The 15,220-nt window shown below is 64.5% G+C and carries 17 protein-coding genes; 11 read left to right on the forward strand and 6 right to left on the reverse strand.

What is annotated here, in order from left to right:
- Positions 1 to 11: 11 nt before the first annotated feature.
- Genes M1247_RS29980 through M1247_RS29990 form a run of 3 tightly spaced genes read right to left on the reverse strand, consistent with a single transcriptional unit; the run spans position 12 to position 1,712 of the window.
- Positions 12 to 812, reverse strand: coding sequence for a slipin family protein (locus M1247_RS29980; RefSeq protein ID WP_317160058.1), 801 nt, complete (start codon positions 810 to 812; stop codon positions 12 to 14).
- A gap of 22 nt (positions 813 to 834) precedes the next feature.
- Positions 835 to 1,137 (reverse strand): DUF3040 domain-containing protein, encoded by a 303-nt coding sequence (locus M1247_RS29985; RefSeq protein WP_317160059.1) that lies wholly within the window; start codon positions 1,135 to 1,137, stop codon positions 835 to 837.
- Entirely contained in the window at positions 1,134 to 1,712 is a 579-nt protein-coding gene (locus tag M1247_RS29990) for a DUF5994 family protein (protein ID WP_317160060.1), read from the reverse strand. The genes M1247_RS29985 and M1247_RS29990 overlap by 4 nt, the downstream gene beginning before the upstream one ends.
- Positions 1,713 to 2,078: 366 nt before the next feature.
- On the opposite strand from M1247_RS29990, the gene M1247_RS29995 reads away from it, so the two are divergent.
- Positions 2,079 to 2,609, forward strand: a complete 531-nt coding sequence (locus M1247_RS29995) for a VOC family protein (protein ID WP_317160061.1) — start codon at positions 2,079 to 2,081, stop codon at positions 2,607 to 2,609.
- Between the two features lie 35 nt (positions 2,610 to 2,644).
- Here the strand turns inward: M1247_RS29995 and M1247_RS30000 are convergent, their stop codons facing one another.
- On the reverse strand, positions 2,645 to 3,349 hold the full coding sequence (locus M1247_RS30000) for a helix-turn-helix transcriptional regulator (protein ID WP_317160171.1): 705 nt from the start codon (positions 3,347 to 3,349) through the stop codon (positions 2,645 to 2,647).
- Between the two features lie 198 nt (positions 3,350 to 3,547).
- Here M1247_RS30000 and M1247_RS30005 point away from each other — a divergent pair, with 198 nt between their 5' ends.
- Positions 3,548 to 3,925 (forward strand): DUF488 domain-containing protein, encoded by a 378-nt coding sequence (locus tag M1247_RS30005; RefSeq protein ID WP_317160062.1) that lies wholly within the window; start codon positions 3,548 to 3,550, stop codon positions 3,923 to 3,925.
- Here the strand turns inward: M1247_RS30005 and M1247_RS30010 are convergent.
- A complete protein-coding gene (locus M1247_RS30010) occupies positions 3,897 to 4,280 on the reverse strand; it encodes a hypothetical protein (RefSeq protein WP_317160063.1) in 384 nt (127 codons plus the stop codon). The two genes, M1247_RS30005 and M1247_RS30010, sit on opposite strands and share 29 nt — an antisense overlap.
- 63 nt (positions 4,281 to 4,343) lie before the next feature.
- On the opposite strand from M1247_RS30010, the gene M1247_RS30015 reads away from it, so the two are divergent.
- The 3 genes from M1247_RS30015 to M1247_RS30025 all read left to right on the forward strand — a co-directional run bounded on the left by M1247_RS30015 (position 4,344) and on the right by M1247_RS30025 (position 6,271).
- On the forward strand, positions 4,344 to 4,808 hold the full coding sequence (locus M1247_RS30015; protein ID WP_317160064.1) for a GNAT family N-acetyltransferase: 465 nt from the start codon (positions 4,344 to 4,346) through the stop codon (positions 4,806 to 4,808).
- Positions 4,809 to 4,886: 78 nt separating this feature from the next.
- A complete protein-coding gene (locus M1247_RS30020) occupies positions 4,887 to 5,732 on the forward strand; it encodes an alpha/beta fold hydrolase (protein WP_317160065.1) in 846 nt (281 codons plus the stop codon).
- Between the two features lie 215 nt (positions 5,733 to 5,947).
- A complete protein-coding gene (locus M1247_RS30025; protein ID WP_317160066.1) occupies positions 5,948 to 6,271 on the forward strand; it encodes a hypothetical protein in 324 nt (107 codons plus the stop codon).
- Between the two features lie 51 nt (positions 6,272 to 6,322).
- Here the strand turns inward: M1247_RS30025 and M1247_RS30030 are convergent, their stop codons facing one another.
- Entirely contained in the window at positions 6,323 to 7,696 is a 1,374-nt protein-coding gene (locus M1247_RS30030; RefSeq protein ID WP_317160067.1) for a purine-cytosine permease family protein, read from the reverse strand.
- 107 nt (positions 7,697 to 7,803) lie between these two features.
- Between M1247_RS30030 and M1247_RS30035 the strand changes: the two genes are divergently transcribed.
- The 6 genes from M1247_RS30035 to M1247_RS30060 all read left to right on the forward strand — a co-directional run bounded on the left by M1247_RS30035 (position 7,804) and on the right by M1247_RS30060 (position 15,214).
- Positions 7,804 to 9,282, forward strand: coding sequence for an MFS transporter (locus tag M1247_RS30035; RefSeq protein ID WP_317160068.1), 1,479 nt, complete (start codon positions 7,804 to 7,806; stop codon positions 9,280 to 9,282).
- Positions 9,283 to 9,701: 419 nt separating this feature from the next.
- Positions 9,702 to 10,730 carry an ABC transporter ATP-binding protein gene (locus M1247_RS30040; RefSeq protein ID WP_317160172.1) on the forward strand — a complete coding sequence of 343 codons (1,029 nt, stop codon included), beginning with the start codon at positions 9,702 to 9,704 and terminating at the stop codon, positions 10,728 to 10,730.
- 56 nt (positions 10,731 to 10,786) lie between these two features.
- A complete protein-coding gene (locus tag M1247_RS30045) occupies positions 10,787 to 11,980 on the forward strand; it encodes a polyamine ABC transporter substrate-binding protein (RefSeq protein ID WP_317160069.1) in 1,194 nt (397 codons plus the stop codon).
- Positions 11,981 to 11,985: 5 nt separating this feature from the next.
- Positions 11,986 to 12,861 carry an ABC transporter permease gene (locus M1247_RS30050; protein ID WP_317160070.1) on the forward strand — a complete coding sequence of 292 codons (876 nt, stop codon included), beginning with the start codon at positions 11,986 to 11,988 and terminating at the stop codon, positions 12,859 to 12,861.
- Positions 12,858 to 13,703, forward strand: coding sequence for an ABC transporter permease (locus tag M1247_RS30055; protein ID WP_317160071.1), 846 nt, complete (start codon positions 12,858 to 12,860; stop codon positions 13,701 to 13,703). Before M1247_RS30050 ends, M1247_RS30055 begins: the two co-directional genes overlap by 4 nt.
- A gap of 56 nt (positions 13,704 to 13,759) precedes the next feature.
- Entirely contained in the window at positions 13,760 to 15,214 is a 1,455-nt protein-coding gene (locus M1247_RS30060; protein WP_317160072.1) for an amidase, read from the forward strand.
- Positions 15,215 to 15,220 lie beyond the last annotated feature (6 nt).

Raw genomic sequence — 15,220 nt, forward strand, 5'->3', positions numbered from 1 at the left:
CTCCCCGGATGTCATGGTCCGACACGCGAGCCGACGGACATCGGCGCGGCTGCGTCCGGCGGTGTGGCCTTCTCCAAGAAACGGAGCAACTCGACAGGAAACGGAAGTACCAGGGTGGAGTTCTTCTCGGCTGCCACTTCGACCACGGTTTGCAGCAGGCGCAGCTGTAACGCAGCCGGGTGTTCGGACATGACTTGTGCTGCCTGAGCAAGTTTTTCAGAAGCCTGCAGTTCACCGTCTGCGGTGATCACCCGGGCGCGACGCTCCCGTTCCGCTTCGGCTTGACGCGACATCGACCGCTTCATCGAATCGGGCAGCACGACATCTTTGATCTCGACGCGGTCGATATGGACACCCCAGCCCAGCGCGGGACTGTCGATCATCACCTCCAGGCCCTGGTTGAGGTGCTCGCGACTGGACAGCAAGTCGTCCAGGTCGCTCTTGCCGATGATCGACCGCAGCGATGTCTGGGCGACCTGCCCGATGGCCGACATATAGTCCTGGACGTCGACGGCCACGCGAACCGGATCGGCAACATTGAAGTAGATGACGGCGTCGACCCGCACGGTTACGTTGTCACGGGTAATGCCGTCCTGGGCGGGCACCGGCATCGTGATGATCTGCATGTTGACCTTGTCGAGGCGATCGACGATCGGAATCAACATCGTCAACCCCGGTGCGCGAACGGTGTTCTGCACCCGGCCGAAACGAAACACGACACCTCGCTCGAACTGCTTCACGACGCGCAAATTGGTTCCCAGGCAGAGCAGAACGAGGCCCACTGCCGTGGCGAGTGTGTAGAGAACGATCATTTCTCTCTCCAGTTCTGCCCGGTCAGGTCTCCGCAGAGACCGTCTTCGCAACGACCGCGTCGGCAGTGGTGATTTCAGGTGAGGTTCGCGGCAATGGTGGACGTTTCTGTATTTGGACTTCGGCCTCATCGAGCATCCGTGGTCCGAGCAACGTCAATCCGATGAGCGCGGCCGCGGCGATGTGCCCCCTGGCCCTCGCCCGCTTACCGTGGGGCATTGGCAGTTGCCCTCGCGTGCCGTGGAAGAGGCGGAACAGTTCGGGGCTCTCTGTCCGAATCTGGCGCTCGATATCACGTAGGACTGCGCGTTCGTGGTGGTTGATCATGCTGTCCTTCTTGCCTTATCGGTCGCCTCGGTAGCGTCAGCGCGGAGGAGTTCCCGGATGCGTAATGCTCCGCCTTCGGATTCCCAACGCTGTTGAGCGATCAATGCTTGGCGACGATCCCGCGCCTCGCGGGGACCGATGCCCAGTAGTTCATCGGGGCTCGACTCGTCGTCGGGCTTGGATGCAGTCATCACGGCGGTATAGGCGCGGGTGGGGCTCGTGTAGAGGGGTACGACCAGCAGAACCAACCTGCCGAACCCCGCGCCGAACACCGACAAAGTGTTCGTGTCGGTGCCAGAAGACTCCAGGATCACGCTACGGCCCATGACTTCCATTCGCAGTGCCGTTGGGGCCCAGGCACTTTCATCGTAGATCACTCGGTCGACGGGACCTACGCGGGATGACAAGGCGGTAAGCAACTGCGGAAGTTCGTCATACAGCCGGTCACCGTGGGGCCACCAGGCCCCCTGCACAAATCCGCCATAGCCGTGGGCAGGCTTCAACCGCAACCGCAGACCCTGGCGGGCCGCGCGGCGCGTCCCGGAGCCGTTGACGTACAGACTGGATGCGGACATGCGCTGCCTCCTACCGCTGAGATTCAGTGAATCGGCAGTCTCAACGTCGAGCAGGATTTGTTGTCGCCCGGCGAAATCCGTTGGCTGGGCAGCCGGATCGTAGACATCGCCGGTGGTCACTCCGCACCCCTCTTGGTCGAGAAGCCGTAAATATAGAGGAATTCTATCATTTAAATATGTAAAAGTTAAGGGGCACTCCCTGAGCACCGGGCTGGTCGTGTCGAGTCGCCACCCACGGCCGGGCACTTGCGCCGCACCACAGCGCCCCGCCACCGCGGCGGTAAATATCTGAATTTTGTTGGAAACAAATATATTTGATGCCTCGTGGGCCCATCCGGCGATCGACGCGGCGAGTATTATAGAGGAATGAAATCATCTAAAAAGGAGCTCATCACGACGGCAGGGCCGGCCGGACAGCCTCCGCCACCGCTGGACGACGAGGGCGCCGCCAAAGTCGCGTCAGCATTGATAAGGGTCGCAGACCTGGCCCGATCGACCAGCTTCTACTGCGATGTGTTCGGTTGCCGGGTTGCCCTGAGCGAGCAGGACACGGCGCTGCTGCTGGCGCCGGGTGGCTTTCAGATCTATCTGCACGCAAAAGGGCCGACCCGGCAGCCCCGCGTCGACGCCACGGGTGTTCAGCACCTGATGTGGGCAACGGACAGCCCGGACGAGTTCAAGCGAATATCGCAGCGCCTGCTCGCCTTCGATGTGGCGACGTTCTCCTACACTGAGAACGGAGTAACTTTCGTCGAGGGCTGCGATCCGGACCGCGGAAGAATCATCGTCGCCTATCCGAGCCCGCGCAGGCTACCGCGTCAAGTGATCGGGCCACGGCTACGGGGACGGCTCGGCTCCCTGCGTCAACACCTCCGTACCAAGGTATTCGCGGCGTAGATTGTATTGACCCGACGCGCCCTCGCGCCCGGCAGCTACGTGGGTCTGCGGGAGACAGTCAACCGGGCGATGCACAGCTCCGGCTCGACGAACGGCTCGAGTCTCGCCGTGGGCTCACAACCGGCTGTACCGGATCCGCCACTGGCGACGGCACGGTCGCGCAGGCCCTGCAGCAGCCCGAGGTGCAGGCCGCAACCCACCTCGGGGTGGGCGCGGGCCAGGTCCCGCACCGGGCAGGCGCGCAAGCGAATGACCCGCTCCTCTCCGAATACTTCATGGCCGTCCTCGGACAGCGATGTCGACGGTTCCGATTCAGCGGCCAGTTCAGGATCGAATCCCATCCGACCGAAGACCTCGGTGACCATCGCCGCTCCCCGATCCAACTGGTCGTCCGGATCGGTCACGGTCGACTCATTCTCGCCTCCAACGTCTTCGCCCTGAGAATCCGCGATCCGTGCCGCCCACTGCTGTCCGGCGTGCCGGGTCCGTTGAGCGCGGGCTTCCACCGTCTCGCCCAGCTCCATCGCAAGTATCTCGGCGAGTATCCGATAGTCCAGGCGCTCGACGACTGCCCGGTATCCGGTGCGTGGCCGTCCCACGCCGTCCCGGTTCATCCGGACGCGCTCGATCGCACCCGCATCACACAACGCGTCCAAATGGAAACGCGCCGTGCTGACGTGCAACTTCATCCGCGAGGCCAGTTCGACCGCATCGATGGCACCGCCGTGCTCACGCACCATCTGAAGGGCCCGTTCGCGTTGCCGGTTGCGTGGCAGGCGATCTCGCCGTGCGCGCGGATCTACAGCGGGGACTGGATCCTCGTTCACCTCACACCCACACCCTCCGCGCATTTAAGGGATATAATTCGTTGATATTAACAAGTCTAGAGACTTCAGACGCCTCGGCGCCACTGTGGCTTGTCTGCGACGGGAGGAACAATGGGCAGTGGCCCTACGGTGCAGGTGCGTCGTGTGTATGACGAACGCGACGGCGACGGCGCCAGAGTGCTCGTGGATCGGATCTGGCCGCGTGGGATGACCAAGGAAAAAGCGGATTTGGACGAGTGGTGCAAGCAGATTGCGCCGTCCAACGAACTGCGCAAGTGGTACAGCCATGTGCCGGAACGGTTCCCGGAGTTCACCCGTCGTTATGAGGCCGAGTTGACCGACCCCGTGCGGGCCGAAGCCTTGGCGCATTTACGCGAACTGGCAAGCACGAGAACACTGGTATTGCTCACCGCCAGCAAGGCCGTCGACATCAGCGAGGCTGCCGTGCTTGCCGAAGTGCTCATTTCGGTGCGCCACGACCGCCGGTGAGTCGATTAAGTGTCGAGAGGCCCGGGATCGTGGACAGCGCCTTGAAAACGTCGTTGCCCGTCGAAATGAGTGCTTCCAATTGTGGCAGCAGGCGGTCCATTGTCCGGAACATCGGGTCGGCTACCGCGAGGTAGCGTTCGGTCCGGTCAATAGTGGTGTTGAGCCGCTCAGTGGCGACCGCCAGGTTCTCCAACAGGTCGGGCAACTGCGCGGCAAGTTGAGCTGACGCAGGCGGGATCCGCATCGCGCCGCTGGCCACCGCTTGCGCGGTGTCCACGGCATTCTGGGCTGTCTCGACCGCAGCCTGCGCAGCCGACTTGAGGTCGCTGGGCTTTGGGATCTTCTGACTGCTCATGGTGGCAACTGTGCCTCACCCACAACCTCGGTGTCTGCCATATGGATGTACCGTGTGGTCGCCATGACGACAGCTACCGTCCTGCGGCCGGCGACGCTCGATGACCTCGCCGCCATCGAGCGGGTCGTGGACCGCGCGTTCCGCCCTTACCTCGTGCGCCTCGGCCGCGAGCCCGCACCGATGACCGCGGACCACCGCGCGGCCATCGCGAGCAGCTACGTGGTGCTGCTGACTGAGAACGATTCCGTGGTAGGCGTATTGGTCGCCATCGACGAAACCGACCACCTTTTGGTCGAGACCGTGGCCGTGGACCCGGACACGCACGGCCGTGGCTACGGTCGGCGATTGATGGACCATGCCGAACACCATGCCCGCCGGCTGGGCCACGCGCAGGTACGCCTCTACACGAACGCCGCCATGACCGAGAATCTCAGCCTGTACCCACACCTGGGCTACACCGAGCTCGGGCGTGCGACGCGAGATGGATTTTCTCGCGTGTATTTCGTCAAACGCCTCACCGACGCTTGATCGCAGGCGACGATGCGGCGATGCTGAACGCGGAGCGCCGAATGCGGCGCCGCTCCTGATACCGGTGAGGGCTGCGACATGGATCAGTACCGGCGCGGTGACCTTGTCTTCGACGTCGTCGATGCGGGTCCTCCCGATGGCCCGGTCGTGGTGTTGTTGCATGGTTTTCCGCAGCGCAACACCAGTTGGGATGCTGTCATCGCCCGCCTCACCGGCCAGGGATTCCGATGCCTGGCACCCAATCAGCGGGGCTACTCCCCCGGTGCGCGGCCGATGCGTCGTCGTGATTACCGGATGTCCGAACTCGTCGACGATGCCGTGGCACTGATCGATGCCAGCGGTGCGCAGCGGGTGCACCTGGTGGGACACGACTGGGGCGCGGCTGTCGCCTGGGGCGTGGCCGCAACCGCGCCGGACCGCCTCGCGTCGGTCTCACCGCTGTCCGTCCCGCACCCGGGGGCCTTCTTACGTGCCTTGGCGACCAGCCGACAAGGGCTGGCGTCCTGGTACATGTACTACTACCAACTGCCCGTGATTCCGGAGCGTCGATTTCTCGGGCCCGACGGTAAGGGCAGAAGCATCACCAAAGCCTTGCTGCGCAGCGGACAGACCCCCGAGGTGGCCGAACGCGATACCCGCGAGATGGTGCGACCGGGCGCTCTCACTGCTGCACTGAATTGGTACCGGGCGATGCCGCTTTCTGATGTACGCGCGGCGGGCCAGAAGGTCACCGTGCCGACACTGTATGTGTGGAGTGACCGCGACATCGCGCTCACAGCGAAGCCGGCCCTCGCCACGGCCAAGTACGTGACTGGTCCGTACCGTTTCGAAACGCTCACCGGCGCGTCCCACTGGCTGCCCGATGAGAGACCCGATGTGGTTGCGGATCTACTGCTGGAGTGGTTCGCGGCCCATCCGATCTGACCGGCACACTGCGCAGTTGGCTGATTCAGTGCGATCCGGACCCTACCGCAGCGATGACGTTACTACTCCGTTAGGCACCTGCCCCGGGTTACCAACCCGTTGCGCGTTGCACAGCGCGCCCACATCGTCAGCACAGGGCAACCAAAAAGCAGCAAATTAACTTCACTCTCACATGCGGGCGTTCCCGTCATGAAAACTAGGAACGGAGTGATGCGATGACCTTCAAACGGACCATTGGTGTGTCCACGCTGGCCGCTGGAATCGGGCTGGCCGGATTGCTCGGTGTCGGGCTCGGGACGGCGGGCGCAAACCCCGGCCCGGGCTGCGACCGTCCGGGCGCCCAGCAATGTGGAGACCGCGGTGATGACCACCGGAATGACCAGGGCCCCGCCCCGGCCGGCTGGCAGAACCGCGGCATCGATCAGGGCCGTGGTGATCATCAGCCGTTCAACTGGAATGGCCAGCAAGTGACACCGATGCGGGCCGGGAATGGCCCCGGTTGGGGCTTCTGGTTCCTCGGCACGTGGATCCCGCTGTAACGAGAGGTTTCGGCGTGCTCCGTTGCAATCAGCGCAACGGACCACGCCGAATCACCGTGCAAATCTCCGGTAACCGCCGTAGACCATCAGTGCCACAACGAAATTGACAAAGTACGCGATGTCGGCGCCGTGCCATGCCGTGGCGATTGCACCCTGGATCAGCGTGGTGTTCATGAACGGCATGGCTGCCAGATACGCCAGCACAAAGGCGACCAGCGCGGCGATCGCATCGGCACGGGTGGTGGATTCTGCGGACGGGTCAAGGCTGGCGCGGCCTCGGATACGGGTGGCCCAGTCCACGACCACCACTGCGACAAACGCCGGTATCCAGTAACTGACCAACAGCAGCACATCGGTGAATCGCGTGGCGGTGTCAGCCGCGTGCAGCCACAGGATGAGGAAGAACGCCAGGACCGTGACGATCACGGCCGAAACAGGGCGACGTACGCGCACGCCGATGGTTTGCAGGGCTAGCGACCCGCTGTAGTCGTTCATCACACCCGAACCGACGGCCGCCAATGCGATCACCAGGAGGGCCACCCCACCGAGCACTCCCCCGCCCATCACGGCATGTACGCCGTCGGCGGTGTGCTCCCCGATCGCTGCAGCCGCCGCGATCCCGATGCCCTGAACGAAGATGTATCCCAACACGATTCCGGCGAAGGTGTAGCCGAAGATCCGCGCCCGTGGGGAATCCGCCGGCAGGTAACGGCTGAAGTCGGAGGCATAGCTCGCCCAGGAGATCGACAAGCTCAGGGCGATGGTCAGTTCGAGCACGAACGCCCCGGCGAGATCGGCACCATGGACGCCGGCCGGCGTCACGATGTCGTGGCCGCCGACCAGTTTCACCGCGAACACCACGAACGTGGCGAACAGCACCACCGTCAACACCGCCTGCAACCGGTGGATCACTTCGTAGCCGAAGAACCCGACGGCTCCCTGCACGCCCAGCACGATGAGCACGGCAACCCAGAACGGAATGCCCAGCAACGCAGCGAGCGCCTCGCCGCCGAACAACCCCACCAAGGCATCCCAGGCGATGGACGATCCCCACTGCAGCACTCCCGGCACCACAACGAAGCCACCGAAAGCCATGCGTGCGTTGGGCAGCTGGCCGGTCCCGGTACGCGGCCCCCAGGTCGACAGGTAGGCGACTACAAGTGAACCCAGCGTGGTACCGATGACCATCGCCAGCAGCCCCAGCCAGAACCCGAGGCCCAAGGTGATCGCCAGGGTGCCGGTGAAGACTCCGGTCATGTTGACCTGCGGCGCGAACCACACCGTGAACAGCCGGGCGGGGCGGCCGTACCGCTGGTCTTCGCCGATCGGGGCGATCCCGTGCGTCTCCACCGCCAGATCCCCGGCGCCGGTGGGTCGTCGTCCGCTGAAGGTGGCCGCGTTCAGCGCACTGAGTCCTGAAGACATGCGCCCATTCGATCACGGCGACCGCATGCGGCGGCGGGCCACCGTGGGCACGATTCGGCGCGGACGCCGCCCGCGGTCCATAATCGACAAACCATCAAGATGAGCTAATGATCGGAGCGGGTGTGGCTGGGACCGGTACTTCTCGGTCTGCCGTCACCGCCGCGCCGTCGCGGCGTTCCGGTCCGCTGATCGCCGGGCTGAGCCTGGTCGTCCTCACCACCGCGGTGTTGCAGACCGCGGTGGTCCCGGTGCTCGGCGTCATCGCCGATCAACTGAACACCTCTCTGGTGACGGTCAGTTGGGCGGTGACCGCGAATCTTCTGGCCGCCGCGGCCGCCACCCCGCTGATCGGCCGGCTCGCCGACCTCTACAGCAAGAAATGGGTGCTGCTCGCGGTCCTGATGGTGGTGCTGGTCGGTTCGGTGCTGGCGGCCACCACCGCATCCGTGCCCCTGCTCATCACGGGACGTATCTTGCAGGGCGCCTCGTACGCGCTGTATCCGATCAGTATCGCCATCCTGCGCGACGAACTCGCCGAAGACCGCCTGATGGGAGCGATGGCGGTGCTGTCGGGAACATTGGGTTTCGGCGGCGGGACCGGCCTGGTCGTCACGGGCCTGCTGATGGCCGGGGATGCCGGGTACCACCGGGTGTTCTGGCTGACCACGGCATTCACCGTCGTCGTCATCATTGCCGCGGCGGTGGTGATCCCGGCCCGCCGCCCGTCCGCCACCGGCACGATCGACTGGCTCGGCGCCGTCGGTCTGGCCGTGGGATTGTCAGCCGTGCTGCTGGGCGTCACCCAGGGCAACTCCTGGGGCTGGGCTGCGCCCGCGACACTGGGATTCCTGGTCGGCGGCGCCGCAGTGCTCGTCGGCTGGTGGCTCTGGGAACGACGGGCGGCGCAACCACTGGTGTCCACGTTCATGCTCACTCGACGGCCGATCCTGCTGACCAACATCGCGACCATCTTCGTCGGCATGGGGCTGTACTTCGCGTTCCTGGGCCTCACCCAGTTCGTACAGATGCCGCGGGACGCCGAAGGATACGGATTCAGCGCCACGGTACTGCAGGCCAGCGTCTACTTCCTGCTTCCTGGCGCAGTCGCCGGATTCCTCGTCGCGCTCGTCAGCGGCCGGTTCATCGACCGATTCGGCGCCAGGCGGGTGTTGGTGGTCGCTGCACTGGCCGGCATCGCCGGATTCGTCACGCTCGCGGTGGCCCACGACCGCGCGTGGCAGGTGATCGTCGCGGGCGTCCTGGCCAACGCGTACATCAGCCTGGGCTACGGCGCCCTTCCCGCACTGGTCGTCAGCGAGGTCGACGTCGGCCAAACCGGCGTCGCCACCAGCATGAACGCCATCGCCCGCACGATCGGCAGTTCCACCGCGGCCGCTGTCGTCGCGGTGATGCTCGGCCACGCGCTGGTGCCACCGGAGACGAGTTTCATCGTGATCTTTGTCGCGGGTGCGGTGACCGCCGCGCTGGCGCTCGCGCTCATCGCGGTGTCGCGCGCACCGGACCGGCACGATGCCTCGGTGGAGACGATGTCGGAGACCCGGGCGATGAACCACGAGTGGGGCTGACCTCCTCGTCCATTTCCCGTCGGGTCATGCCGGCGGACTGCGAAACTGAACGACTAAACCCGCACCAACAGGCAGGGTGCACCTGCCGTGGACAGTTGCGGGCCTTACGGCGGAATCGGGCATGCAAACGCCGGTTGCACGAAGGATTCCATTGTAAAAATGTTAATTCGTTGCGGAATCGCTTGCCAAGGCCGTCGTGATCAGCGATTGTTTTACCCACAGCGTCACGGCTGAACCCGAGGAGGACTCCGCTGACTGGCACAGACACCACCGCCGTCGACTATCCGACAGGACAGGACGGGACACCACCAACCAGTGGCAGTCCCGTCATCGAGATCGACCACGTCACGAAACGGTTCTCCGACTACGTGGCCGTGGCGGACGCCGATTTCTCCATCGCGTCAGGTGAGTTCTTCTCGATGCTCGGCCCGTCCGGATGCGGCAAGACCACCACGCTCCGCATGATCGCGGGCTTTGAGACCCCTACCGATGGCGCCATCCGACTCGAAGGCGTCGACGTCTCCCGCGTCCCTCCGCACAAGCGCAACGTCAACACGGTCTTCCAGCACTACGCGCTGTTCCCGCACATGACGGTGTGGGACAACGTCGCCTACGGGCCTCGCAGCATGAAGAAGAACAAAACCGAGGTCAAGCGCAGCGTCGATGACCTGCTGGAGATCGTGCGGCTGACCGACTTCGCCAAACGCAAACCGGCCCAGCTGTCCGGCGGCCAGCAACAGCGGGTGGCCCTGGCACGGGCGCTGGTCAACTACCCCAGTGCGCTCCTGCTCGACGAGCCACTGGGGGCGCTCGACCTCAAACTGCGCCATGCGATGCAGTTCGAGCTCAAACGCATCCAGCGCGAGGTCGGCATCACCTTCATCTACGTCACCCACGATCAGGAGGAGGCGCTCACGATGAGCGACCGGATCGCGGTGATGAACGCGGGCAACGTCGAGCAGATCGGCAACCCCACCGAGATCTATGACCGGCCCGCAACGGTTTTCGTGGCCAGCTTCATCGGGCAGGCGAACCTGTGGGCGGGCCGGCAGACCGGCCGGGCCAACCGCGACTACGTCGAGGTTGACGTGCTCGGGACGACTTTGAAGGCCAAACCTGGCGACACCACCATCGAATCCGGCGGCCACGCCACCCTGATGGTCCGCCCGGAGCGGGTGCGGATCTCAATGGATGCTCCGACAGGCGATGTCGCGACGGTAGGAGCCACCGTCAAGGATCTGACGTTCCAAGGGCCGATGCTGAGGGTTTCCCTTGCCGCGCCGGATGACTCGACGGTGGTGGCCCACGTCGGCCCCGAGCAGGACCTTCCGCTGCTGCGACCGGGCGATCGTGTGCACGTCGGCTGGTCTCCGGACGCCTCCCGCGTACTGCCCGCCGCTGACATTCCCACCACCGAGGATCTCGAAGAGATGCTCGACGATTCGTAACCACCGATAGCCGAGCCTCCCCCTTCTTCAATCCCCGACGAAAGGCACTGCCGCCCATGCGCAGCAACACCGACCCTCGACTTCTCGCCCGGCTCGCCACCAATCGCACCTCGCGGCGCCGGTTCCTGGGCGGCGGCGCCGCGGCTGCCGCAGCGCTGGCGCTCGGCCCGTCCGTGCTGGCGGCTTGCGGATCCAGCGATCAAGGCAGCGCCCCCACGAGTTCGGCTGCGCCCGACGACGGTTCACCGGCCAGCGGCCTGCTGCGGGTGTCGAACTGGCCGCTGTACATGGCCGACGGGTTCGTCGCGGCATTCCAGAAGGCCTCCGGCCTGACGGTGGATTACAAAGAGGACTTCAACGACAACGAGCAGTGGTTCGCCAAGGTCAAGGAGCCGCTGTCGCGCAAGCAGGACATCGGCGCCGATCTCGTCGTGCCCACCGAGTTCATGGCCGCACGCATCAACGGTCTCGGCTGGCTCAACGAAATCCGTGATTCCCGGGTACCCAACAAGAAGAACCTGCGTCCCGACCTGCTCAACTCGCAGGTTGACCCGGGCCGTAAATTCACCGCGCCGTACATGACCGGCATGGTCGGTCTCGCCTTCAACAAGGCTGCTACCGGACGCGACATCACCAAGATCGACGATCTGTGGGACCCGGCATTCAAGGGCCGGGTGAGCTTGCTCTCTGATGTGCAGGATGGGCTCGGGATGATCATGCAATCTCAGGGCAACTCCCCGGAGAATCCGACCACCGAGACCATCACGAAGGCTGTCGACCTCGTCCGCGAGCAGAAGGACAAGGGGCAGATCCGAAAGTTCACCGGCAATGACTATGCCGACGATCTGGCCGCGGGTAATATCGCTGTGGCCCAGGCATATTCGGGTGACGTCGTGCAGTTGCAGGCAGACAACCCCGACCTGCAGTTCGTGGTTCCCGAATCCGGTGGCGACTGGTTCATCGACACGATGGTGGTCCCGTACACGACGCAGAACCAGAAGGCTGCCGAGGCGTGGATCGACTACATCTATGACCGGCCCAATTACGCCCAGCTCATTGCGTTCACGCAGTTTGTCCCGGTACTCACCGATATGACCGACGAGCTGGCCAAGATCGATCCGTCGATCGCCAATAATCCGCTGATCAACCCGCCCGCGTCGATGTCGGCCAACCTCAAGAACTGGGCTGCCCTCACCGACGAGCAGACGCAGGAGTTCAGCGGCCTCTACGCAGCAGTTACCGGCGGCTGACGCCGATGGCAGGCGTAGCCACCAGCGGTCGGCAGCGGAGCAAGATCGCGCCGTATCTGATGATCCTCCCGGCGTTGCTGTACCTCGGGGTCTTCTTCGTGGTGCCGTTCATCACGCTGGCACGCTCCTCATTGTCGAGTTCCGGCGGCTCGGTGTACCTTCCGACGCTCACGTTCGACTGGAACTTCGGCAACTATCTCGATGCGTTCCGCCACTACGAGGACCAGATCCTGCGGTCGTTCGGCTACGCCCTGGTTGCCACGGTGGTGTGCGCGCTGCTGGCCTTCCCGTTGGCCTACGTGATCGCCTTCAAGGCCGGGCGGTACAAGAACCTGCTCCTCGGACTCGTCATCCTGCCGTTCTTCGTGACGTTCCTGATCCGGACGCTGGCCTGGAAGACCATTCTGGCCGACGACGGCTGGGTGGTCGGTGCGCTCGGCTCGATCGGACTGTTACCGAGCGAAGGGCGGCTGCTGTCGACAAGCTGGGCAGTGATCGGCGGGCTGGTCTACAACTGGATCATCTTCATGATCCTGCCGCTCTATGTGAGCCTGGAGAAGATCGACCCCCGGCTGATCGAGGCGTCGAAGGACCTGTATTCGTCGAATCCCCGAAGTTTCTCGAAAGTGATTCTGCCGCTGTCGATGCCGGGAGTTCTGGCGGGCAGCATGCTGGTGTTCATCCCGGCGGTCGGCGACTTCATCAACGCCGACTATCTGGGTAGCACCCAAACCACGATGATCGGCAACGTGATTCAGAAGCAGTTCCTGGTGGTCAAGGATTATCCGACTGCGTCTGCGCTCAGCATGGTGTTGATGGTGATCATTCTTGTCGGAGTTCTGCTCTACACCCGGGCACTGGGCACGGAGGACCTCGTATGACGGCGACGGCGGTAGCGGCTGCGACGAGCCCGGCAGCGGCGAAAACCGTGAAAGGCTCCCCCAAGTGGGGCGACCTGGCGCTGCGTGTCGTGGCCGGACTGGTACTTCTGTACCTGTTCTTGCCGATCTTCGTCATCGTGTTGTTCTCGTTCAACAAGCCGGCAGGCAAGTTCAACTACACCTGGGAAGGCTTCACCCTCGACAATTGGGCCGACCCGTTCAAGTACCCGGCGCTGACCGACGCGCTGAAGCTGAGCCTGAACATTGCCGCGGTGTCGACCGCTGTCGCGCTGGTGCTGGGCACGTTGGTGGCCATTGCCTTGGTGCGTCAACGATTCCGCGGGCAGAAAGCCGTCGACACATTCCTGATACTGCCGCTGACCGCGCCCGAGGTGGTGATGGGCGCCTCGCTGTTGACCCTGTTCCTCGACTTCGGTTGGGCCGCTGGGTACACCACGATCCTGATCGCCCACATCGCTTTCGAGGTGAGCTTCATCGCGATGACGGTGCGGGCCCGGGTGCGGGGATTCGACTGGACCCTCGAGGACGCATCGATGGATCTCGGCGCGAGCCCGAGCCGCACCTTCTTCAGAGTGACTCTGCCGCTGATCGTTCCGGGCATCGTCGCGGCGGCGATGTTGTCGTTCGCATTGTCGCTCGACGACTTCATCATCACATATTTCGTCAGCGGATCCACGGTCACCTACCCCCTGTATGTGAACGCCGCGGTCAAAGCGGCGGTGCCGCCGCAGATCAATGTGCTGGCCACCGCGATCCTCGTGGTGAGCCTGCTGCTGCTGATGGCGGGGACGCTTTATCGGCGCAAGCGTGTCGACATCTAGGTGTTGCGGGTAGCGGCATTTTATGGCCCTCGCGGCGGGTCGTTAGCGTCGGGTTCATGGAGGGGTCGAATTTTCAGTCGGCCGGCGAGTTGGCGGTCGCGTTGCGTGCTGGTGAGGTGTCGTCGGCGGAATTGACCGAGGCGGCGATCGCTGGGATTGAGCGGGATGACGCGGTGGTCAACGCGATCTGCGTGCCGGACTTCGACCGTGCGCGGGAGGCTGCGCGCCATGCCGACCAGGCGCGTGCCCGGGGCGAGGATCGGCCGCTGCTGGGTATTCCGGTGACGGTCAAGGAGTCCTACAACATGGCCGGGCTGCCCACCACCTGGGGCATGCCGCAATATCGGGACTTTGTGCCTGCCGAGGACGCGGTACAGGTGTCGCGGCTCAAGGCAGCCGGGGCGGTGGTGCTCGGTAAGACCAACGTGCCATTCGGACTGCAAGACATCCAGAGCTTCAACGAGATCTACGGCACCACCAACAATCCGTGGGATCACGGTCGTACGTCGGGCGGATCTTCCGGCGGCTCTGCCGCGGCCCTGGCGTCGGGGTTCGGTGCCCTGTCCATCGGCTCCGACCTCGCCGGGTCGCTGCGCACCCCCGCACACTTCTGCGGCATCTACGCGCACAAGCCAACAATCGGGCTGGCCGCGATGCGTGGGATGACCCCGCCGCCTGCGCCGGCGTTGCCGACCGAAGCCGACCTCGCTGTCGTCGGTCCGATGGCGCGCACCGCCCGCGACCTGACCCTCCTACTCGACGTGATGACCGGACCGGATCCGCTGACTCTCGGTGTGGCGCACAGGGTTTTGCTGCCGCCCCCGCGTCACGAGCAACTCGGCGACTTCCGGGTCTTGATCCTCGAGGAGCATCCGTTCATCGCGACCGGTGCCGCGGTGCGCGCCGGAGTCAACCGGGTGGCTGACGCCTTGAGCTCCAGTGGTGCCCGCGTCGAACGACGCAGCCCGTTGCTGCCCGATCTGGCCGAATCCGCGTCGTTGTACACGCAGTTGCTGTTCTCGGGCTCGGTGGCGCGATTCCCCCTCGAGGCATACGAGCAGCTGCGGACCCGCGCTGCCGGTCTGGGCGCGGACGACGAGAGTCTCGACGCGGCGCGGCTGCGCGGAATGGTGTTGAGCCACCGCGATTGGATGGAGGTGAACAACCGTCGCGAGCTGCACCGCCACGGCTGGCGACAGCTGTTCGGCGAGTTCGATGCCGTGGTGTGTCCGATCACGCCGACTCCTGCGTTCGGCCACGACCACAACCCGGATCTGTTGGCACGTCGGATCGGTGTCGACGGCGTCGAGTACGCGTACTTCGACCAGCTCGTCTGGGCCGGTCTGGCTACGATGCCCGGGCTGCCCGCCACCGCCATGCCTGCGGGGCGCTCCGCCGAGGGTCTGCCGGTGGGAGTGCAGCTCATCGGTCCGATGTTTGAGGACCGCACCCCGCTGCGGCTGGCCGAACTGCTCGAACCGCACATCGGCGGCTTCCGGGCGCCCGAGTAGTACCGG

Origin of the sequence: Mycobacterium appelbergii (assembly GCF_032883035.1) — a bacterium.
In the GTDB taxonomy this organism is placed as follows: Bacteria; Actinomycetota; Actinomycetes; order Mycobacteriales; family Mycobacteriaceae; genus Mycobacterium; species Mycobacterium appelbergii.